Annotated in this window: 14 protein-coding genes; 8 read left to right on the top strand and 6 right to left on the bottom strand. The window is 65.1% G+C overall.

Annotated features, from left to right (window positions below):
• The first annotated feature begins 2 nt into the window (after positions 1-2).
• A complete protein-coding gene (locus EJV47_RS09395; protein WP_126692889.1) occupies positions 3-1,568 on the top strand; it encodes a glycoside hydrolase family 32 protein in 1,566 nt (521 codons plus the stop codon).
• Positions 1,569-1,803: 235 nt separating this feature from the next.
• Entirely contained in the window at positions 1,804-3,438 is a 1,635-nt protein-coding gene (locus EJV47_RS09390) for a glycoside hydrolase family 32 protein (RefSeq protein WP_126692888.1), read from the top strand.
• 507 nt (positions 3,439-3,945) lie between these two features.
• Here EJV47_RS09390 and EJV47_RS09385 read toward each other — a convergent pair.
• Positions 3,946-5,316 carry a cytochrome ubiquinol oxidase subunit I gene (locus EJV47_RS09385; RefSeq protein ID WP_207895865.1) on the bottom strand — a complete coding sequence of 457 codons (1,371 nt, stop codon included), beginning with the start codon at positions 5,314-5,316 and terminating at the stop codon, positions 3,946-3,948.
• Between the two features lie 466 nt (positions 5,317-5,782).
• Here EJV47_RS09385 and EJV47_RS09380 point away from each other — a divergent pair, with 466 nt between their 5' ends.
• The gene (locus EJV47_RS09380; protein WP_126692887.1) at positions 5,783-9,991 is read left to right on the top strand and encodes a T9SS type A sorting domain-containing protein; all 4,209 of its coding nucleotides are present in this window, start codon (positions 5,783-5,785) and stop codon (positions 9,989-9,991) included.
• 128 nt (positions 9,992-10,119) lie between these two features.
• Complete coding sequence (locus EJV47_RS09375; protein WP_126692886.1) at positions 10,120-11,439, top strand: cystathionine gamma-synthase family protein; 1,320 nt, start codon at positions 10,120-10,122, stop codon at positions 11,437-11,439.
• A gap of 269 nt (positions 11,440-11,708) precedes the next feature.
• On the opposite strand, the gene EJV47_RS09370 is transcribed toward EJV47_RS09375, so the two are convergent.
• From EJV47_RS09370 to EJV47_RS09350, 5 genes are all read right to left on the bottom strand, one after another.
• The gene (locus EJV47_RS09370) at positions 11,709-12,071 is read right to left on the bottom strand and encodes a hypothetical protein (protein WP_126692885.1); all 363 of its coding nucleotides are present in this window, start codon (positions 12,069-12,071) and stop codon (positions 11,709-11,711) included.
• Positions 12,072-12,090: 19 nt separating this feature from the next.
• Positions 12,091-13,011: a UV DNA damage repair endonuclease UvsE gene (gene uvsE, locus EJV47_RS09365; RefSeq protein ID WP_126692884.1), complete on the bottom strand. Its 921-nt coding sequence runs from the start codon at positions 13,009-13,011 to the stop codon at positions 12,091-12,093.
• A gap of 227 nt (positions 13,012-13,238) precedes the next feature.
• Positions 13,239-14,039, bottom strand: coding sequence for a carboxypeptidase-like regulatory domain-containing protein (locus EJV47_RS09360; protein ID WP_126692883.1), 801 nt, complete (start codon positions 14,037-14,039; stop codon positions 13,239-13,241).
• Positions 14,040-14,149: 110 nt separating this feature from the next.
• Positions 14,150-14,833 (bottom strand): hypothetical protein, encoded by a 684-nt coding sequence (locus tag EJV47_RS09355; protein WP_126692882.1) that lies wholly within the window; start codon positions 14,831-14,833, stop codon positions 14,150-14,152.
• Positions 14,834-14,947: 114 nt separating this feature from the next.
• Positions 14,948-16,198: a metallophosphoesterase gene (locus EJV47_RS09350; protein WP_126692881.1), complete on the bottom strand. Its 1,251-nt coding sequence runs from the start codon at positions 16,196-16,198 to the stop codon at positions 14,948-14,950.
• Positions 16,199-16,326: 128 nt separating this feature from the next.
• On the opposite strand from EJV47_RS09350, the gene radC reads away from it, so the two are divergent.
• The 4 genes from radC (at position 16,327) to pheT (ending at position 20,876) form a co-directional block, all read left to right on the top strand.
• Complete coding sequence (gene radC, locus EJV47_RS09345; RefSeq protein ID WP_165903687.1) at positions 16,327-17,055, top strand: RadC family protein; 729 nt, start codon at positions 16,327-16,329, stop codon at positions 17,053-17,055.
• 92 nt (positions 17,056-17,147) lie between these two features.
• On the top strand, positions 17,148-17,429 hold the full coding sequence (locus tag EJV47_RS09340) for a GIY-YIG nuclease family protein (protein WP_126692879.1): 282 nt from the start codon (positions 17,148-17,150) through the stop codon (positions 17,427-17,429).
• 155 nt (positions 17,430-17,584) lie between these two features.
• Complete coding sequence (locus tag EJV47_RS09335; protein ID WP_126692878.1) at positions 17,585-18,208, top strand: DUF1684 domain-containing protein; 624 nt, start codon at positions 17,585-17,587, stop codon at positions 18,206-18,208.
• Positions 18,209-18,437: 229 nt separating this feature from the next.
• Positions 18,438-20,876, top strand: a complete 2,439-nt coding sequence (gene pheT, locus EJV47_RS09330; protein WP_126692877.1) for a phenylalanine--tRNA ligase subunit beta — start codon at positions 18,438-18,440, stop codon at positions 20,874-20,876.
• Positions 20,877-21,031 lie beyond the last annotated feature (155 nt).

The following is a 21,031-nucleotide window of genomic DNA, read 5'->3' as shown; positions in this document are numbered from 1 at the left end:
CCATGAAACGACTCCTGCTGGCCCTTTCACTGCTGACGGCTCCTGCCATCGGCCAGGCTCAAACGGCCCAGACGCCCGCGCCCACGCCGCAGTACCGCCCGGCCTACCACTTCGCGCCGGCTGCGCACTGGATGAACGACCCCAACGGCATGGTGTACCTCAACGGCACTTACCACCTGTTTTTCCAGTATTACCCCGACGGCATGAGCTGGGGCCCCATGCACTGGGGCCACGCCACCAGCCGGGACCTGCTGCGCTGGCAGGAGCAGCCCATTGCCCTCTACCCCGATAAGCTGGGCTACATCTTTTCCGGCTCGGCCGTGGTCGACGAAAACAACACCGCCGGCTTCGGCAAGAACGCGCTGGTGGCCATCTTCACCCACCACGACCCCGAGGAGGAAAAGAAGAAGACCGGCAAGCACGAAACCCAGAGCCTGGCCTACAGCCTCGACGAGGGCAAAACCTGGACGAAGTACGCCGGCAACCCCGTGCTGAAAAACCCCGGCATCCCCGACTTCCGCGACCCGAAAGTGAGCTGGAACGCCCAGGCCCGGAAGTGGATCATGACCCTGGCTACCAAGGACCGCATTACGTTCTACTCCTCGCCCAACCTCAAGGACTGGACCAAGGAAAGCGAGTTTGGGGAGCAGGTGGGCGCCCACGGCGGCGTGTGGGAGTGCCCCGACCTGTTTCCGCTTACCCTCGACAAGAAGACCTACTGGGTGCTGCTGGTAAACCTGAACCCCGGCGGCCCCAACGGCGGCTCGGCCACCCAGTACTTCGTCGGCCAGTTCGACGGCAAAACCTTCCGGCCCCAGACCAACACGACCAAGTGGGCCGACTACGGCCCCGACGAGTACGCCGGCGTGACCTTCGCCAATACTGGCAACCGCTGCCTCTTCCTGGGCTGGATGAGCAACTGGGACTACGCCCAGCAGGTGCCCACCGCCCCCTGGCGCAGCGCCATGACTTTGCCGCGCGAACTGGGCCTGCGCCAGGTGGGCAAGGAACTCTACCTGACCTCGGCCCCGGTGAAGGAAGTGGCCTCGATGGTAACCAGCAGCCGCATCCGCCCGCTCACCAATTTCAACGCGGGCAAGGCCAGCGCCGCCGCCCAGCCGCTCACCGACCTGGCCGTGAAGGGCGAAATCGACCTGTTGCAGCAGATGCAGACCCAGTGGCGCCCGCAAAGCCGCCTGCAGCTGCGCGCCCGGCAGCTACAGGACATGACCCTGGTACTCAGCAACGCCCAGGGCGAGGAGCTGCTCATCGGCTTCGACAAGAAAGCCAACCAGTACTTCATCGACCGCAGCAAGGCCGGCCCCAGCGGCTTCAGTCCCAAATTCGCCGCCCGCCACGTGGCCCCGCGCCTGAGCAGCGCCCCCGCCGCCGACCTCACCCTCTTCTTCGACGCGGCCTCGGTGGAGCTGTTTGCCGACGGCGGGCTGACCGCCATGACGGAAATCTTCTTCCCCTCGGCGCCCTTCACCTCCCTGCGCCTGCGCCCCACCCCCGGCCTCACCCTCGATTCGGTGGAGTACACCTGGCTGCTGACCCCGACCAAGTAGGAGGGAGGCATTACGCCCGCTTCTGCTGCTTCCCAGCCCCACTGCTGCTGATTTCCGCTTCTCCGGCCGGAAGCGCGGCGGTGGGGCTTTGCCTTGCCCAACCCGAAAGCCTGCCTCACCTGGTTCCGCCTTGCCGGAGCGGGTGGCCGGGCTTCGCATTCCCAACCCAAAACGCCCGCATCGTCTGGCATCCCCTCTCTTCGGAGAGGGGGCCGGGGGTGAGGCCCCAACCATCATGAACCGTTTTTACTCCGCGCTGCCGCTGGTCGGCATCGTCGCGGCGGCCCTGTGCCTGGGCGGCTGCCAGAAGGAAACCGCCGCCCGCCCGGCCGCGCCGCCTGCCACCACCGCCAGCAACGCCCTGACCTGCACCCCGCGGGCCGAAAACCCGGACTACCAGTTCTATCCCCTGGGCGACAATTCGGCCCCCATCGGCGACGTGATGCCCTACTACGACGCGGCCACCGGGCAGTTCAACGTGTACTACCTCAAGGACATCTGGAACGACGCCACCCACCAGCGCCACCCCTGGTACGAACTCAAAACCTCGAATTTCTACGGCTACTCGGGCCTGTCGGCGGGGCAGATACTGGCCTGCAGCACCAACCCCTGCCAGCAGGACTATGCCCTGGGCACCGGCCACATCGTGAAGAAGGGCAGCACCTACTACGCCTTTTACACCGGCCACAACCCCAATTACCCATCGAGCTGCGTGACGCGCAAGGAAGGCATCATGCTGGCTACCGCCCCCGGGCTGAACCAGCAGTTCACCAAGAGCAGCGGCTTCGCCACCATCTACGCCCCCACCGGGCAGGGCTTCGACGAGCAGGACAACTTCCGGGACCCGTTCGTGTACTTCGACGACGCCTCTGCTACCTACTACCTGAGTGCCGCGGCGCGCAAGAACGTGAGTGGCACCTGGCGCGGGGTGGTGGTGAAGTACACCTCCCCCGACCTGCTCAGCTGGACCTACCAGGGCCTGCTCTACGACGGCGGGCCCGACAACTTCTTCATGCTCGAAGCGCCGGAGCTGTTCCGGATGGGCTCGACCTACTACCTGCTCTTCTCCGACATCGACAGCAAGAACCTGCTCTACCGCAAAAGCAGCTCCCTCTCTGGCCCCTGGACCAGCCCGAGCGGGGCGGCCCGCTTCGAGGGCAAGGGCATCTACGCGGCCAAAACCGCCCTCGACCAGTACGGCGACCGGTACCTGTTCGGCTGGACCAACCGCCTGGCCGGCAACGCCGACGCCGGTGCCTGGCAATGGGGCGGCAACCTGGTGGTGCACAAAATCTACCAGCGCAGCAACCAGGACCTGGCCGTGACCATCCCGCACACGCTCAAAAACCACGCGGAGGCCCAGAACGAGCCCTTGGTGAAAAACAGCCAGTGGGGCAACGTCACGAGCCTGAGCCCGGGCCCGCACTCCTACACCCTCAGCAGCCCGGCCGACAAGGACGTGGCCAACGTGCTCTTCGAACCGCTGGCGCCGCGGCGCTACAAGCTACACTGCACCGTATCCTACAGCAGCGCCGCCAAGGACTTCGGCTTCCTGCTCGGCGCCTGCGACGGGTACGACGACGTGTACAGCCTGCGCTTCGTCCCCGGCCAGCAGCGCTTTAGCTTCGACAAGGTGAAACGCTCCGCGCTGACCAGCAGCACCGCGCCCGTCACCGACGTGCCCTTCCCCATGAGCCCGAACACCGAGTACAACGTGGACATCGTGTTCGAAAACTCCATGGTGGTGGTCTACCTCGACAACGTGGCGGCCCTGTCGGCCCGCATCTACCGGGCGCCCGGGACCAGCTGGGGCATCTTCGTCGATAACAGCACGGCCACGTTCCGCAACATCACCGTGAGCAAGCCCTGATGCTGGCTGAAGAAATAAGAACGTCATCCTGACGAAGGACGGACCTTCCTCGCACCCTGCAGCGCCGCTGATAACAACGCGCCAACGCTAATCAGCCAGAACGATAAAAGCGGCGTCGCTCCCAACGACCTAGAGCATTTTCGCGGTCAGTGTATATGGTGAATCTGGTTTTCTTTGCGGGATGAAGCCGTACTCCGCTGATTTACGAGAGCGTGTTGCAGTCGCCTGTGTGGCTGGGGACAGCACGCGCGGCCAGGTCGCCACCCGGTTTAGCGTCTCGTTATCCTTTGTTAACAAGCTGCTGCAGCGACAGCGGGCGGGCGGGCGGCGGGGTAGCGGCGCTGCCGCACCGGGGCGGCCCCGCGCCGCTGCTCGATGAGGCAGCCCGCACCCAACTAGCGGCCTGCGTGGCCCAGCAGCCCGACGCCACGCTCGCCGAATTGCGCGCCTTGCTCGTGGCGGCCGGCGGGCCGCACCACCATCTGGCAGGCGTTGCAGCAGTTGGACTTACGGCGTAAAATAAAGAGCGTCCACGCCGCCGAGCGCGACACCGAACGCGTGAGGGGGCTGCGCCGGGCGTTCCTCGAAGCCCTGGCGGGGGAAGACGTGACGCGCTTCAAGTTCGTGGACGAGACCAGCGTGAACCTGAGCGTCGTAGAGGCGCGGCACCATGCGAATCTGCCGGTAAAGCAGGAACACCACCACCACGCTCAGCGACAGGTACACGGCCGTGAACAGGTAGAACGAGTAGGCAATGCCCGGCATGGGCGTCACTGCGTCGGCCGTGCGCATCACGCCCTGAATAATCCAGGGCTGCCGCTCGACTTCCGTCACCGTCCAGCCCGCCTCCACGGCAATAAAGCCGGCCGGCGTGGCCAGGACAAACAGCCACAACAGCCAGCGGCTACGCAGCCAGGTGCGCTTCTTCCACAAGGCCAGAAAGTACACCGCCGCAATGCCCATCATCACGGTGCCCAGGCCCACCATCACCTGAAACGCGAGGTGCGGTACCAGCACCGGCGGCTGGTCCTCGAGCCGGATGCGGTCCAGGCCGGTGACTTCCGCGTCCAGGTCGCCGTGGGCCAGAAAGCTCAGCAGCCCGGGCAGCTTCACCGCGTAGTCGACTTTCTTACCCTGCTCATCGGGCAGGCCGCCGAGTACCAGCGCGGCGCCTTTTTCGGTGTGGAAGTGCGCCTCCATAGCCGCCAGCTTGGCCGGTTGGCGCCGGGCCACGTCCTTGGCCGAAAAGTCGCCGCTCAGGGGCTGGAGCAGCGCCGCCACCGCCCCGAAGCCGGCGGCAATGGTAAAGGCCCGGCGGTGGAAGGTGAGGTTGCGGCCCTTGAGCACCATCAGCGCGTGCACGCCGGCCACCGCGAAGCCCGTGGCGGCAAAGGCGGCAATGGTCATGTGCAGGGCCTGGGAAAGCCAGGCGTCGTTGAACATGGCCTTGATCAGGTCAATGTTCAGGTACTGCCCGTTGATGTAGTCGAAGCCGGCGGGGCTGTTCATCCAGGCGTTGGCCGCCACCACCAGGATGCCCGAGGCCAGTCCGCTCAGGCCCACCACCACGCTGGTAAGCCAGTGAAACCAGGGGTGAAACCGGTCCCAGCCGTACAGGAAAAAGCCCAGGGCAATGGCCTCGATGAAAAACGCGGTGCCTTCCAGGGAGAAGGGCATGCCGAAAATCGGCCCGGCGTGCTCCATGAAGCGCGGCCAGAGCAGCCCCAGCTCAAACGACAGCACCCTGCCCGACACGGCCCCGGTGGCGAAGAAAATGGCCACGCCCTTGCTCCAGGCCTTGGTGATGTTGCGGTAGGTCGCGTCCTGGGTGCGCAGCCAGCGCAGGTGCGCCACGGCCATAAAAAACGGCATCACCATGCCGATGCAGGAGTAGGAGCCCCAGCGACAAAGCCATCTGCGAGCGGGCGGCGAGGAAATCATCCATGGCAGCGAGGTGAAGCAGGCGGTGGCCGGGCAGCCCCGTCCGGCATCCGAAAGTAAGTGCCCGGCCGCTGGCTTTGTTTCACTGCGCGGGCTACTGCGCCCTCGGCTGGCGGCCCAGCTGGCCCCGCAGCAAAGCCCAGCCGCAACAGATTCACCGGATTCCCTAATTGGGGATAAATGGGGCGAAACAACCGCTTATCTGCGGAAAAATCCTGGAATTACCGGCTGTAATTGTGATTTTTTTAAGAGTAAGCCTTGCTGTAAAGTCCGCAGGTTTCAGGCAGAAAACTGAAAAATAATATTTGATAGAATTTTATTAGAGAATTTGAATCATTTTTACGTGCAAAAATCTCAGTTTGAGACTAGTGTGCCTCGGGCTGGTAAAAGCTTTTTTCAATCTATGACTCACAGTTTACCCAGTTCGGGGTGGCGGAAGTGGCTGACAGGCCGCGCGGCGCAACTGCTCATTACCGGTGCCATAGCCGGGCTGCCCACCTACGCGGTGCATGCCCAAACTGGCAACTCCGTTACCATCACCACCGCCAATACCGTCGTGAACGAGTACACGGCGCTGACGGCCAATGCTGCCGCTGGTGCCACCTCGCTCACGGTGGCCAGCAACAACCTCAACGCCAATGGCCGCTTTGGCTCTACGGCGCTGGGCGCCGGCGACGTGGTGCTGATCATACAGATGCAGGGCGCCGATATGGACGTGACCAACACGTCGGCCTACGGCACCATTACCAATTACAACAACGCCGGCCGCTACGAGGTGGCCCAGGTGCTTTCAGTCAGCGGCAGCAACACCATCAACCTCAGCTGCGGCCTGAAGTACAACTACAGCGCGGCCGGCCGCACGCAGGTGGTGCGCCTGGCGCGCTACAGCTCCCTGACCGTTAATTCCGGCGCCTCGATTACGGCGCAGGCATGGAACGGCACCACCGGCGGCGTAATGGCCGCCACGGTGTCGGGCAACACCGTGCTCAACGGCTCCATCAACGTGAATGCGTTGGGCTTCCGCGGCGGGGCCATCGACAACGAGTCCGACGAAGCGGGCCTGTCCATCACCGATTACCGCGGCACTTCCCCGCTGGTGGGCGGCGAGAAGGGCGAGAGTATCGTGGGCGACCAGCAGGTGTACGACGGCGGCCTCGGCCGTTACGGTCGCGGGGCTCCGGCCAACGGGGGCGGCGGCGGCAACTCGCACAACGCCGCTGGCGGCGGCGGCGCCAATGCCGGCACGGGTACCTGGACGGGTCTCGGCAACCCTAACCGCGGGGCGTCGAATGCCTACGACGCGGCCTGGAACCTGGAAAGCGCCGGGTTTGCCACGCGCACCTCTTCGGGGGGCGGCCGCGGGGGCTATAGCTACGCCAGCTCCAATGCCGACGCCCTTGCCCAGGGCCCCGGCAACACGGCCTGGGGCGGCAACCGCCGCCAGAACCTGGGCGGCTTCGGCGGCCGGCCACTGGATACCCGGGCCCGCGTGTTCCTGGGCGGCGGCGGCGGCGCCGGCGACGGTAACAACGGCGGCGCCACGTCCGGCGGCAACGGCGGCGGCCTGGTATTCCTGCTCACCGAAGGCACGCTCTCGGGCACGGGCAGCGTACAGGCCGTCGGGGGCAGCGGAGCCCGGCCGGGCTTTACCACTTCCAGCGGGCAGGATGCCGGCGGCGGCGGCGGCGGCGGCGGCACCATCGTGCTGAATGTGAAAGGCACCATTTCGGGCATTACGGCTTCGGCCGCGGGCGGCGCCGGCAACTCGCAGAGCACCACCGGCACCGAGTCGGAGGGGCCGGGCGGCGGCGGCGGCGGCGGCTTGCTGCTGTTTACCAACAGCGGCACGGGCTTCAACGGCTTCGCGCCGGGCGGGGCCAACGGCACGACCAACTCTCCCTCGCTGACGGAGTTTCCGCCCAACGGCGCGACGGCCGGTGGCGGCGGCGAGGTGCGCACCTTCCTGTTCAATCCGCAGTGCGCCGAGGCCGACGTGACGACCACGCTGGCGCCTACCAGCAACCCCACCCTGGCCGGCCAGTCGGGCGGCTTTACCGTGACCTTCCGCAACACCAGCCAGACCACCGGCGCCAACGACGTGGTTGGCACGGTGACGCTGCCCACGGGCCTGAGCAACGTGAGCGTGAGCAACGGCGGCGTGTACAACTCCGCCACCGGCGTAGTGAGCTACGACGGGCTGACCAGCCTGACGCCGGACCAGACGTTCTCCTCCACGATTTCTTTCCTGACCCCGGCTGTGGCCTCGGTATCGGCCAGCAGCGCCGTATCTACTACGACCGGGCAGGGCGCCAATACCAACCCCGACGCGGCAACGGCTTCGTTTGCCGTGACGCCGGTGGCCGACGTGACGACCACCATCAGCGGCCCCAACGGGCAGCCGCGCAACGTAGACTCGAACGTGTACACGGCCACGTTTACCAACAACGGCCCCTCGACGGCGCAGAGCGTGACGCAGCGCGTAGTCCTGCCGCCCGGCGTGAGTGCGGTGACGATTCCGCAGGGCGCCACCACCAGTACCCAAGGAAACGGTGGCAACGCCGTCACTACCATCAACTTCGGCACGGCCACTTCGCTGGCCGCTGGCGCCAGCAACAGCTTCAACTTTACCTTCCGCACGCCCAACCAAGCGGGCTCCATCAACCTGCAGAGCACCACGGGCACTACTACTACGCAGGCCCCGGGCGGCGGCGGCGGCACGGCGCCTGATACCTACACCTTCGCGGTGAACATCACCAACACGGCCCTGGATTTGTCGACCAGCGTGGTGGCCCAGAACGGGACGGTGGCTGGCGGGCTGCCGGCGCAGTTCACCGTGACGTTCACCAACAACTCGGGCACGGCCGCCACCAACACGGTGCGCGAAGTGCAGCTGCCGGCCAACCTGCCGGGCGTAGCGCTGCCCACGGGCTGGTCGTACAACAGCAGCACCGGGCTGGTAACCTACAATACGCCGGGCTTCACGCTGGCGGCCAATAGCTCCACCACGCTGGTTATCGACTTCACGGCACCGGGCACCGGTCCGGTTACGGCCACCAGCACCGTCAACTCCGACGCGGCCGACACCAACCAGGCCAACAACAGCGCCTCGGCCAGCATCAACGTGACGCCCTCGGCCGACGTACAGGCCACGCTGAGCGGCCCGACCACCCTTGCGGCCCTGTCGACGCTGACTTACACGGCCACGGTGCGCAACAACGGTCCGCTGACGGCCACGTCGGTAGCCACTACCGTGCAGCTGCCCCGGGCCCTGTTTGAGGTAACGGGCGGCACCTACGACGCCAACTCGGGCATCCTGACGCTGCCGACCCTGAGCAACCTGGAATCGGGCGTGAGCCAGACCTTCCCCATCACCTTCCGCCTGCCCAACAACAACCAGACGGTCAGCGGCCGCATCGTCAGCACGTCTACTTCTACCGACGCCGTACCGGCCAACAACAACGGCACGGCCAGCACCGCCACCGTCACCACGCTGGTGACCTTGCCCACCGGCAACTGCAGCGGCACCACCGCCGGCAACGCGGCGGCCACCCAGGGCCTGTACGCCGAGTACTTCAAGAACTACCACGGCGACAACCTGAACTTCTTCAACAACCGCACCGCCGACGTGACCCGCACCGAGGGCGCGGTCAACTTCCCCACCGACGACAGCTGGGGCGACATTTTCGCGGCCCTGGCCAACGGCTCGGCCACTAACCCCGACCAGTACTCAGCGCGGATGCAGGGCATCATCACCATCACGGCGGGCGGCTCCTACACGTTCACCCTCAACAGCGACGACGGCTCCTACCTGTGGCTGGGCAACGGCGCCCGCGAAACGCCGCTGTCCATCAGCCGGGCCATCATCAACAACGGCGGCGGCCACGCCCCGCGGCCCATTTCGGCCACGCTCACGCTGAACCCCGGCACCTACCCGCTGTTCATCGTGTACGGCGAAGGCGGCGGCGGCAACGTGATGACGCTGTCGTACTCCGGCCCCGATACCGGCGACAACCTGGTGCTGGTGCCGCAGTCGGTGCTCTGCGCCACCCGCGTATCGAGCGCGCCGCTGCCCATCACCCTCACGCGCTTTGACGCGAAGCCCGCCGGCCTCGACGCGCAGCTGAGCTGGGCCACCGCCCAGGAAATCAACAACGAATACTTCGCCGTGGAGCGCTCCGCCGACGGGGTGCGCTTCGAGCCGGTCGGCCGCGTGCAGGGCGCCGGCAACAGCAGCGTCGCGCGCCAGTACGGCTTCACCGACAAGGCCGCTGCCCGCCTGGGCCGCACGGTGTACTACCGCCTCCGGCAGGTGGATACCGACGGCACGTTCAGCTACTCGGCCGTGCAGCCGGTGCGCTTCGGCGACGTGGCCGAGGCCGTGCTCTACCCGAACCCGGCCACCGAGCAGCTGACCGTGCGCCTGCCCTTCGACGCCGACGCGCTGACGGAGCTGGTGGTGTACTCAACGCTGGGCCAGCAAGTGAGCCGCCAGCCCGTGGACGGCCGCGCCAGCGCCAACCTCGACGTACGCCGCTTGCCGGCCGGTACCTACCTGCTGCGCCTGCACACGGCCAGCGGCAAAGTGCTGACGCGCCGCTTCGTGAAGCAGTAGGCCCTGCCTGCATCAAGCCCGCAAGAAAGGCCGCTCCCGAGCTTCGGGGGCGGCCTTTTGCGTAGCCGCGGAGCGGGGGTGTGGGCAAAAACCTACCTTCGTGGCGTCTCCCCACTTCCTTCCCACCCATGAAAGTAAAACAACTGCGCAACCAAGCGGAGCTGAACGGGCGTGCCCTGCGGCCCGAAAGCCTGATGATGAGCTACGGCTTCCGGCCCGAGTGGAGCGAAAACGCCATCAAGTGCCCCATCTTTCAGACGTCTACCTTCGTCTTCAGCAAAGCCGAGGAGGGCAAAGCCTTTTTTGAACTGGCCTACGGCCTGCGCCAGCCCGAGCCCGGCGAGGAAATGGGCCTGATTTACTCGCGCCTGAACAACCCCTCGCTGGAAATCCTGGAGGACCGCCTCACGCTCTGGGACGGGGCCGAAGATGCCGCCGCCTTTGCCTCCGGCATGGCCGCCATCAGCACCACCCTGCTGGCCCTGCTGCGCCCCGGCGACGTGGTGCTGCACTCCGAACCGGTATACGGCGGTACCGACTTCTTCCTGAAGAACGTGCTGCCCCGCTATGGCATCACCGCGGAGGGCTTCTCGCCCACGCTGCCCGCCCCGGAACTGCTGGCCTGCGCCGCCGCCCTCGGCCCAAAGCTGGCCATGATTTACGTGGAAACTCCGGCTAACCCCACCAACCACCTCGTCGACCTGGATGCCTGCGCGGCGGCGGCCCGCCGGGCTGGCTCCGCGGAGCGCCCCTGCCGCGTGGTGGTCGACAACACCTTCCTCGGGCCGGTGTTTCAGCACCCGCTCAAGCACGGGGCCGACCTAGTGCTGTACTCGGCCACCAAGTTTCTGGGTGGGCACTCCGACCTGATTGCCGGCGCCGCCCTGGGCTCGAAGGCTTTGATGAAAGAAGTACGGGCCATGCGCACCTTCATGGGCACCATGTGCGACCCCAACACCGGCTGGATGCTTATGCGCAGCCTCGAAACCCTGAAGCTGCGCATGGAGCGCGCTGCCGCGTCGGCCCGGCTGATAGCCGACTGGCTGCGCCAGCACCCGCAGGTGACTTGTACCTACTACCTCGGCCACCTGGAGCACGACGCGGCCCAGTACGACATCTACCGCCGCCAGTGCCTCTCACCCGGCTCCATGATTTCCTTCGACATCCGCGGCGGCGAGGCCGATGCCTTTGCTTTCCTCAACCGCCTGCAACTCATCAAGCTAGCCGTGAGCCTGGGCGGCACCGAAAGCCTGGCCGAGCATCCGGCCACCATGACGCACTCCGACATTGAGCCGGCTACCCAACGCGACATGGGCATCACCAGTAGCATGATACGCCTGAGCATCGGGGTGGAAGATCCGCACGACCTAATGGCCGACCTGGACCAGGCCTTTGCCGGAGTGGAAGTGCCCGCCGAAGCCCAGGCCCAGTACGACGCGGTGATTTAAGGCGGGGCGGTTGGTTGTCATTGCGAGCGAACCGAAGGTCGACGTAGTCAAGCAACCGCAGGAAGTCGTAGCCAATCCATGCTCCAGTAGCACCGCCGACGCAATACTCGCCAACTGTAAAGCGCCAGAGCAGAAACAGCCCCGCTGGAAACTGTAGAGTTTCCAGCGGGGCTGTTTCTGCCTTAGGAGGAAAGATTGGCTACGACTTCCTGCGGTTGCTTGACTACGTCGACCTTCGGTTCGCTCGCAATGACAGCGGAGTGAGTCGTTTACCGGCCGTTGTTGTCGTCTTCCAACTCGCCGCCGAGGCGCAGCAGCAGGGTGCTTAGCTGCGAGAGGCCCAGCTTCCGGTCCTCGGGGGCGTGGGGCAGCAGGTCGCTGATTTGGGCGCCCATCATGCCCAGGCTACGGCCGATGGAAGGGCCATCCATCGGCTGGCTGGTGAGCAGGGACTGGAAGTTGCCGATTTCGCGGGCAATGTTCTGCAGCTCGGGAATGCCGCTCTGCAGAAACTGCTGCTGCCAGGCTTCGGTGGTGTCCATTACCTGGCTCAGGGGCAAGGAGGTCAGGCCGCTTTGCAGGGCGTGAATGGTGTCAGCGAGCAGGTCGGCGTCGGAAGGAAGGTGGGCCATGTCGGAATTGGAAAATAGCTCAGAGGGTGGGAGTGGGGGCGGCCACGGGCGCAATGCGGCCCAGGCCAACGAGGATGGTGCAGGCCCGGTGGGCGCTGGCTTCTTTGTCTTTGATTTCGAGCATGATGTCGGCATCAATGCCGCGCAAATTCTCCAGGAAGGCGCGGAACAAGTCTTCCTGCATGGTGTTGACGTGCTTGCCCTTCCGCTCGCCGGGGGCCTGCGAGCTGTAGTCAATCATCAGCGGGCCGTCGTCGGTGGGGTGCCAGGTGGCGGCGGCCAGCTGCAGGGCCATATTCATCGGCTCGCCGCTGTTCAGGCACTCGTGGTGGAAGTTGTCGAAAAGCACGGGCACGCCCACCGCGTCGTAGAGGCGCAGGCAGTCCTGCAGGGAGTACAGCCGGTCGTCGTTTTCGACCACCAGGCGGCGCTTCACGGCCTCGGGCAGGGTTTTGTAGGTGGCAATCCAGCGCGCGAGGGCGGCTTCCCGGTCGCCGTAGAGGCCGCCGGCGTGAATCTGCAGCTTGGCCGTGCCGTCGAGGCCCATCAAATCGAGCATGGAGCCCTGGTACACCAGCTCGTCGATGCTGCGCTGCACGATGCCCGCGTCGGGCGAGTTGAGCACCACGAACTGGTCGGGATGAAACGACACGCGCAAGTCGTTGGCCTTGATGTAGTCCCCGATGGCCCGGAACTCGGCCGCGAAGTGCGTCTGCCAGGGAAAGGTATTGACGGGGTGGGAGCCGAAGGGCACAATGCCCGAGCCGATGCGGAAAAAGCGCAGGTTGTGCTGCACGTTGTACTCCAGAATGCGCTGCAGGCAGGCCAGGTTGTTGCGCACGGCCTGCTCCACCCGCTCATCGGAGTACGAAGCCAGCCGGAAGGTGCTGGTGGAAGTGCAGTCGAGCGACTCGTTGACGCAGGGATACCCGATTCTCATACCCCAGGCTTACGCCAGCGGGCGGCGCGGGGTTTGCCGCGTCTGGCTCTGGCGCCGGTTTAGCAACTGCAAGTTGCGTAACCGGTGCCGGAAATAAGGCAGGCTTTCAGCCTGCGGCCGGCGGCCAGATGAGCCGTTGGGACGTAACTACGTTCCACGCAGGTTGAAAACCTGCTTGATTTTAGACACCGGTTACGCCGTCTTCGACGGCTAAACCGGCGCCAGCCTTACTGCTTGGGCGCCAGGGCGCCGGCGGGCGGCTGCATGGGCTGCACCGGCACGGCGGGCGCGGGGGCGGGCAGGTACCAGGGCGCCGTCACGGGGCGGCGGGTGGAGTCGTCCACCTCGTAGCCCTTGTTGATGCGGAAGTAGCGGTTGTAGGCCCGGCGCTTGGCGCGCTCGGCCTCGATGCGCTTCTCCTCGTTGATTTCCTCCATCTTCCGGCGCTGCTCCCCCTCGCGCGAAAACTGGTCGTAGAGCAGGCTGAGCGGGTTTTCCAGGGTTGCCACCGGCGCTTTGGGCGCCGTGGAATCCACCGGGAACAGGGGCTGGGGCTTGGGTGGGCGCTTCACCGAGTTGGGCGGCGGGGCCTGCCGGCGCACGTTGCGCAGGGCGCGGGCAATGGTTTGGTCGTCGGGACGTCCCTGGCGGATGGTCACGCCGGTAAGCTGCACGCTGGCCCGCTCCAGCTTTACCTGCACGATAAGCTGGGAGAGGCCGGTGCCGCCCAGCGGCAGGCGGTAGGCTTCGAAGCCCACGGCCCGGAATTCCAGCGTGTCGGTGCTGTTGACCTTGATGTCGAAGTCGCCCTGCTCGTCGGCCACCACGCCGCGGCGGGTGCTCAGGTTCACCACCGAGGCGCCGGGCACGGGCTTGCGGGTCTGCTTCTCGCTGACCGAGCCCGTCACCCGCACCAGCCGCGTTTGGGCGGCGGCTGGGCGGACCGCTATCAGCAAGGCCAGCAGCAACAGCAGGGCGCCGGCCAGCGGCCCCGGCTTCTTCATCCAGTAGCGCAAATCAGTACTCATGCAGAACGGCACAACATTCAAACGGCCCGCAAAGTAGCAAGCCGCACCTCAGGGAGACAAAAAAAGCCCGCACCGTGGCACGGTGCGGGCTCAAAATCGACCAAGGGCCGTTATTTGATGACGGTTTTGCCGCCGGCGGCCGGCTTGTCCTTCACCGTCGCGTCGTCGGCGTCGATTTTGGTTTTGCTGCCGTCGGTGTCCTTGATCTTCACGTCACCGTCGCGCTGCACCTTCACCTTAGCCGGATCGGTGTCGGCGCCCATGCTCGTGCCGGTGCTGCCCGTACTGGTGCCGTTCATGTCCGAGGACATCGAGCCATCCGTGCTCATGCTGGAGCCATCCGACATCGCGCCGTCGGTGCTCATGTAGCGGTCTTCCATGTACTCACCCCGGGCGCTTTCATAGGTCGAATACTGGGCCGGGTCGGTGAAGATGCTCTTCATTTCCGTGTCCGTATCCGAGTACACGCTGCGCATCTCGGCGGCCATGCCGGTGGTGTCGGTGGTGTACTTGCTGTGCAACTCACCTAGGCGCTTGGAGCGGTTGTAGTAGGCCGTGCGCACCTTGGCGCGGGTGGCCTCGTCGAGCTTCATGCGGGTGGCCATGTCGCTGGAAATCCGGTCGGCGCGGCTGTTGTAGTCGGCATCCGAATACCCGCCCATAGCGGCCGAGCCGGTGGCATCGGTGGTTGTAGTGGTGGTGTCGGTGGTGGCCGTGTCGGCCGATTTATCCTGCGAGCAAGATACCATCGTGAGCACACCGGCGCACGAGAGCAGCATCAGGTACTTTTTCATGGGAAGTGAAAAGGGGCTTGGAAAAGGTCGGAAACAGAACAGGACAATCCCGGAAGAATTGTCCTGTCGCCTTATACGCCGCCCAAAATGAAGCGTTACTTACTCGGCTATAAATCAGCCCCGACGCAGTTCAAATACCGTAATTTCGGGCAGGAAGCCCACCCGGCCGGGGTAGCCGATAAAGCCCAGCCCGGTGTTGACGTACAGGTACTGCTGCCCGCGCTGGTACAGGCCCGCCCACTGCTTATAGACGTACTGCACCGGGCTCCACTTCATAAACGGCAGGTTCACGCCGAACTGCATGCCGTGGGTGTGGCCCGAGAGGGTCAGGTCGATGTCGGGGTACTGGTGCACCTGCCCGTCCCAGTGCGAGGGGTCGTGGGAAAGCAGAATCTTGAAGGGCGCGTCGCCCGAGGCGGCGTGGGCCTTCTGCAGGTTGCCGTACTGGGCAAAGCCGCGGGCGCCCCAGTTCTGCACCCCCAGAATGCTGATTTTCTCGCCGCCGCGCTCCACCGTGCGGGCCTCGTCGAGCAGCAGCTCCCAGCCGATCTGGGCGTGGTTGCGCTTGATGCGGGCCAGGTTGGCGGCCTTGGCGTCGCGGCCGCCCAGCTCCTCCCAGTTCACGTAGTCGGCGTAGTCGTGGTTGCCGAGGATGGAGTAGATGGGCAGCTGGGACTTGATGCCGGCCAGCGTGTCGATGTGCTCCTCCACCTCGTGGGCGAAGTTGTTGACCAGGTCGCCGGTCATGAACACCAGGTCGGCGCCCTGCTGGTTGATGATATCCACGGCCCGGCGCAGCGGCTCCTTGCTCTGAAACGAGCCGGTGTGCAGGTCCGAAATCTGCAGCAGCTTGAAGCCGTCGAAGGCCACGGGCAGGTTGGGGAAGCGCAGCACCACGCGCTTGACGGTGTAGTCGGTGCCGCCCTTCACCATGCCCCAGAGCAGGGACACGAAGGGCACGGCGCCGGCCACCAAAGCGGCTTTGCTCAGAAACTCGGAGCGCGAAATGCTGCGGCCGCCGCTGCCCGCCCCGGCCGGCGGCGACACCAGCGAGTAGGCCCAGCGGCCCAGGCGCACCAGGTCTTCGAGCAAGAGGGGAATGACCACGACGACCTTGGCGGCAATCATGGCCAGCAGCAGGCCGCCCAGGTAGGCCTTGGTGGAGGCGTGCTCCCGGCGGCCGGTGCTGATGGCCCAGATGCCCAGGCCCCAGATGAGCAGCGTCAGAACCCAGTAGACGGCCGTGACGAGGCGGCGAGTAGCGGGTTCGGAGTGTTGGATGAGGGCGCGCACGGCCTGAAAGCCGTACCACTCGCCGAAAATGACCAGCCCAAAAAAGAGCAGGGGAAACAGGCTTCTTGACATAGTTGAAAGGCAAACCGGCCGAAGTACGTTTGGTTCGGCCCGCTGGCTGCGCGAATAGACGCACGAGCCGGAATTTTACTTTACTTGAACGGGCATAACAATTCCAGTGCCCTATGAATTCGCTCGATATGTTGGCCGGGGAAGAAACCCCGCCCGCCGCCTACCAGGCCCCGCAAAGCTTCAGCATCAAGAGCTGGGCCGAGGAGGACCGCCCCCGCGAAAAACTGCTGCTCAAGGGCCGCGCCGCCCTCTCCGACGCCGAGCTGATGGCCATTCTGCTCGGCTCGGGCACCACCAAATTGTCGGCCGTCGACGTGGCCAAGCTCGTCCTGGCCGCCACCGGCAACGACCTCAACGAGCTGGCCCGGCTGTCCATCAAGGACTTGATGCGCCACAAGGGCATCGGCGAGGCCAAGGCCATAACCATTGTGGCGGCGCTGGAGCTGGGCCGGCGGCGCAAGGAAACGGCCGCCGCCGAGCGCGTCACCATCACCTGCTCCACCGATATCTACAACCTCATCCGGCCCAATCTGCAGGACCTCCCGCACGAGGAGTTCTGGGTGATTATGCTTAACCGGGCCAACGTGGTGATGCGCCAGGAGAAAATCAGCAGCGGCGGGGTGGCCGGCACCGTAGCCGACCCCAAGATGATTTTCAAGCAGGCCCTGGAAAAGCTGGCTTCCTCGATTATCCTCGTCCACAACCACCCCAGCGGCAACCGCCAGCCCTCCGCCGCCGACATCATGCTCACCAAGAAGCTGAAAGAAGCCGGCGGTTTCCTGGATTTACCCGTGCTCGACCACCTCATCTACACCGACCGGGGCTACTACAGCTTCGCGGATGAGGGGATTTTGTAAGCGGCGGTTCGGGTAGCAGTCATTGCGAGCGAAGCGAAGCAATCTTTCCTCTCCTGGCACAACGGTACGAGCAGCACAAACCGATAAGGACTATGCACTGCTACTACGTCTACATCCTTACGAACCAAAACCACACGGTAGTCTACGTCGGCGTCACCAATGACCTGACGCGCCGCGTGGCCGAACACCGGGAAGCCCAGCACAAGGGCTTTACCAAACGCTACAACCTCAACAAGCTCATTTACTTCGAGGAATACACCGATGCTAAAGCGGCCATTGCGCGGGAAAAGCAGATGAAAGCTGGTTCCAGGCAGAAGAAGCTGGATTTGGTGAATAGCACGAATCCTGACTGGGCGGAGTTGCTGCCGGTGTAGCCATGCTGCCGGTTTTCGGTTAGTGCGTTTTGCGCCGTCGTGCCTCGGGAGGAAGGATTGCTTCGCGTTGCTCGCAATGACAGCAGGGTGAACCGCCGCTTGCATCATGCTTATCCGGCCATCATCATAGTCTATCCGCGGTCTACCTTTGCCGCATGGCTATTCTCTCCGCCCCCAAAATCCTGCTTGGTCTCGGCCTGGTCTTCGTCGTGGGCTACGTGGCTACCGACCTGCTGTTCAACGACGACCAGTACCTACTCAAGCTCAAGCAGGAGCGGAAGCAGAAAAACGAGCAGTTCCGCGGCCACCGCACTTCTCCGCTGCCCGAGGAGCTGCACGAAAACTTCGACAGCCTGCGCTATTACCCGCCGCAGGCGCTGTGGCGCGTTACGGCCGAGCTGCAGCGCCTGCCCCCCGGCGACACCATCAGCCTGCCGCTCACCGAGGGCGGGGCCGACAAGTACACCCGCTTTGCCAGGGCTTCCTTCCAGTGGCAAAGCCACCAGCAGACGGTAACCCTGCTGCGCCGGGTGAGCAAAACCGATTCCACGCTGTTTCTGCCCTTCACCGACCGCACCAACGGCCGCGGCTCCTACGGCGGCGGCCGCTACCTCGACGTGGAAACGCCCGGCCGCCGCGACGAGCAAGTCATCCTCGACTTCAACCGCGCCTACAACCCTTATTGCGCCTACGGTGGCAATTTCTCCTGCCCCATGCCGCCCAAGGAAAACTGGCTGAACATCGAAGTGCCGGCGGGGGAGAAGAGCTATAAGGACTAATTGCCAGAGTAGCCCTGCGACCTTGGAAGCGGAGGGCCCCTAACGTAGAACGGCGACACCAGAACGGCCTCTGCCTACCTCCGCGTCTCTTCTGCGCACCTCTGCGGGAACCTGACCCCCGCGCCGCAAGCGCATTTCATCAACAGCATAGCCCCGCCGTGGTCTATCTTTGCCGTTCCGCTGCCGCCGTCAGCCCAGCCTGACAACTGGCAACCGACACCTGACAACTATGAAGATTTCCCTCGACTGGCTCCGCACGCTCTTCCCCACCGATAAGTCGCCCGCCGAAATTTCGGCCCTGCTCACCAGCTCCGGCCTCGAAGTAGAAGGCTTGGAGGAGCTGGAAAGCGTGCCCGGCGGCCTGCAGGGCGTGGTGCTGGGCACCGTCCTCACCCGCGACAAACACCCCGACGCCGACAAGCTCAGCGTGACGACGGTGGACGTGGGCGACGGCACCATTCGTAACATCGTGTGCGGCGCCCCCAACGTGGCCGCTGGTCAGCGCGTGGTGGTGGCCCTGGAAGGCGCCACGCTGCACCCCAGCAGCGGGGAGCCGTTCAAAATCAAGAAGTCGAAAATCCGCGGCGCGGCCTCCGAAGGCATGCTCTGCGCCGAGGACGAAATCGGCCTCGGGGCCTCGCACGCCGGCATCATGGTGCTGGATACCGACCTGCCCAATGGCACGCCGGCCGCCCAGTATTTCGGCCTGACTTCGGACCACATCATCGAAATAGGCCTGACGCCCAACCGCGCCGACGCCGCCTCGCACTTCGGCGTGGCCCGCGACCTGCGCGCCCTGCTGCGCCAACCCGTGCAGCTGCCCGACGTGAGCCAGTTCCACGCCCCGAGCGAAGTGCCGGCCGGGAATATCGGCGTCGAAATCGAGGATGCCGAGGGCTGCCCGCGCTACGCCGGCCTGCTGCTGGAAGGCGTGCAGGTAGGCCCCTCGCCGGAGTGGCTGCAGCGCCGCCTGCGCAGCATCGGCCTCTCGCCCATCAACAACGTGGTGGACGTGACCAACTTCGTGCTGCACGAGCTGGGCCAGCCCCTGCACGCCTTCGACGCCGATAAGATTGACGGTCAGGGCATCCGGGTACGCCGCGCCGGGGTAGGGGAGAAGCTGACTACGCTCGACGGCACCGAGCGGAGCCTGAAAGCCGAGGACCTGGTCATTGCCGACGCGAGTGGCAAGGCGCTGGCCCTGGCCGGCGTGTTCGGGGGCAAGGATTCGGGCGTGACCGAGGCCAGCACCCGCGTGTTCCTGGAAAGCGCCTACTTCGAGCCGGCCGTGGCCCGCAAGACCGCCCAGAACCACCAGCTCAAAACCGACGCGTCGTTCCGCTTCGAGCGCGGCACCGACCCGCACATGGTGCCGCTGGCCCTGAAGCGCGCCGCCCTGCTGCTGCAGGAAGTGGCCGGCGCCCGCGTGGCCGCCCCGGTGGTCGACGAGTACCCCAAGCACATCGAGCACACGCCGGTGCGCCTGCTGCTGCCGCGGGTGGAGAAGCTCATCGGCCACTACATCGCGCCGGAGCGCATCCGCCAGATTCTCACCGACCTCGACATCCTCATCACCGAGGAAGGCACCACCGAAACCGGCGCCGCCGAGTGGCTGGTGTCGGTGCCGCCTTACCGCGTCGACGTGACCCGGGAGGCCGACGTGGTGGAGGAAATCCTGCGCATCTACGGCTACGACCACGTGCCGCTGCGCTCCTTCAACGCTGCCGCCTTCCTGGCGAAGTTCCCCTCGCCCGACCCCGAAGTGCTGCGCCGCGACGTGGCCCAGCTGCTCAGCGGCCAGGGCTACTCGGAAATCATTACGAACTCGCTGGTCAACTCCCGCTACTTTGAGACGCCCGAGCAGCCCGCCGCCGAACTGGTGCGCGTGCTCAACTACAACTCGGCCGACCTGGACGTGCTGCGCCCCTCGCTGCTGCACTCGGGCCTGGAAATCATCCGCTACAACGTCAACCGCCGCCAGCGCGACCTGAAGCTCTACGAGTTCGGCCGCAGCTACCAGCGCCAGGACGACGGCAGCTACAAGGAGCGGCCCACGCTGGCCATCTACCTCACCGGCAACGTGCAGGCCGAAAGCTGGCAGCAAAAGGACGAGAAAACCGCCTACCACCACCTGGCCGGCGCAGTGCTGCAGGTGCTGCGCAGCTTGGGCTTCGCGCCCTCGGGCCAGCAGCCGGTGCAACACCCGTACCTGAACGGCGGCCTGACGCTGCTCTTGAACAACCAGCCCGTGGTGCACCTGGGCTCCGTCTCGCCGAAAGTGCTTAAGCAGCTCGACGTGACCCAGCCCGTGTGGTACGCCGAACTGGACTGGCAGTGGCTGCTGCGCAAGTACCGCGGCGCTATGACCGCCCAGGAGCTGCCCAAGTTCCCGGAAGTGCGCCGCGACTTGTCCCTGGTAGTCGATCAGGCCGTGACCTTCGACCAGCTCCGCCAGATTGCCAGTAAAGCGGAGCGCAAGCTGCTGCGCGAGGTGAACGTGTTCGACGTGTACCAGGGCGAAAACCTCGGCGCGGGCAAGAAAAGCTACTCGCTGAGCTTCCTGCTGCAAGACCCGACGCAGACCCTCACCGACCAGGCCATCGACCAGGTGATGCAGAAGCTCATGGCCCAGTTTGAGCAGCAGGTCGGCGCCGTTATCCGCAAGTAACGAGGCCCTAGCCCAGCTGTAGCGCGGACTTCAGTCCGCGTCCTTCAGATAGTAGTTTCTATCCGTTGGATTCCCCGACGATTTTAGATTACTATATAGAGGACGCGGACTGAAGTCCGCGCTACCATGTATTTTGCCCTACAATTTCCCTGATT

Origin of the sequence: Hymenobacter gummosus (assembly GCF_003970915.1) — a bacterium.
Lineage (GTDB): Bacteria > Bacteroidota > Bacteroidia > Cytophagales > Hymenobacteraceae > Solirubrum > Solirubrum gummosum.
Note: the sequence above shows the minus strand (reverse complement) of the source record. Positions and strands in the feature narration are given on the sequence as shown.

Excerpts from the sequence above, each read along its gene's own strand:
- uvsE (WP_126692884.1), bottom strand. The coding sequence starts at position 13,011 with ATGAGAATCGGGTATCCCTGCGTCAACGAGTCGCTCGACTGCACTTCC.
- pheT (WP_126692877.1), top strand. The coding sequence starts at position 18,438 with ATGAAGATTTCCCTCGACTGGCTCCGCACGCTCTTCCCCACCGATAAG.
- EJV47_RS09340 (WP_126692879.1), top strand. The coding sequence starts at position 17,148 with ATGCACTGCTACTACGTCTACATCCTTACGAACCAAAACCACACGGTA.
- EJV47_RS09360 (WP_126692883.1), bottom strand. The coding sequence starts at position 14,039 with ATGAGTACTGATTTGCGCTACTGGATGAAGAAGCCGGGGCCGCTGGCC.
- EJV47_RS09370 (WP_126692885.1), bottom strand. The coding sequence starts at position 12,071 with ATGGCCCACCTTCCTTCCGACGCCGACCTGCTCGCTGACACCATTCAC.
- EJV47_RS09335 (WP_126692878.1), top strand. The coding sequence starts at position 17,585 with ATGGCTATTCTCTCCGCCCCCAAAATCCTGCTTGGTCTCGGCCTGGTC.
- EJV47_RS09350 (WP_126692881.1), bottom strand. The coding sequence starts at position 16,198 with ATGTCAAGAAGCCTGTTTCCCCTGCTCTTTTTTGGGCTGGTCATTTTC.
- EJV47_RS09375 (WP_126692886.1), top strand. The coding sequence starts at position 10,120 with ATGAAAGTAAAACAACTGCGCAACCAAGCGGAGCTGAACGGGCGTGCC.
- radC (WP_165903687.1), top strand. The coding sequence starts at position 16,327 with ATGTTGGCCGGGGAAGAAACCCCGCCCGCCGCCTACCAGGCCCCGCAA.
- EJV47_RS09385 (WP_207895865.1), bottom strand. The coding sequence starts at position 5,316 with ATGGTGATGCCGTTTTTTATGGCCGTGGCGCACCTGCGCTGGCTGCGC.
- EJV47_RS09395 (WP_126692889.1), top strand. The coding sequence starts at position 3 with ATGAAACGACTCCTGCTGGCCCTTTCACTGCTGACGGCTCCTGCCATC.
- EJV47_RS09390 (WP_126692888.1), top strand. The coding sequence starts at position 1,804 with ATGAACCGTTTTTACTCCGCGCTGCCGCTGGTCGGCATCGTCGCGGCG.
- EJV47_RS09380 (WP_126692887.1), top strand. The coding sequence starts at position 5,783 with ATGACTCACAGTTTACCCAGTTCGGGGTGGCGGAAGTGGCTGACAGGC.
- EJV47_RS09355 (WP_126692882.1), bottom strand. The coding sequence starts at position 14,833 with ATGAAAAAGTACCTGATGCTGCTCTCGTGCGCCGGTGTGCTCACGATG.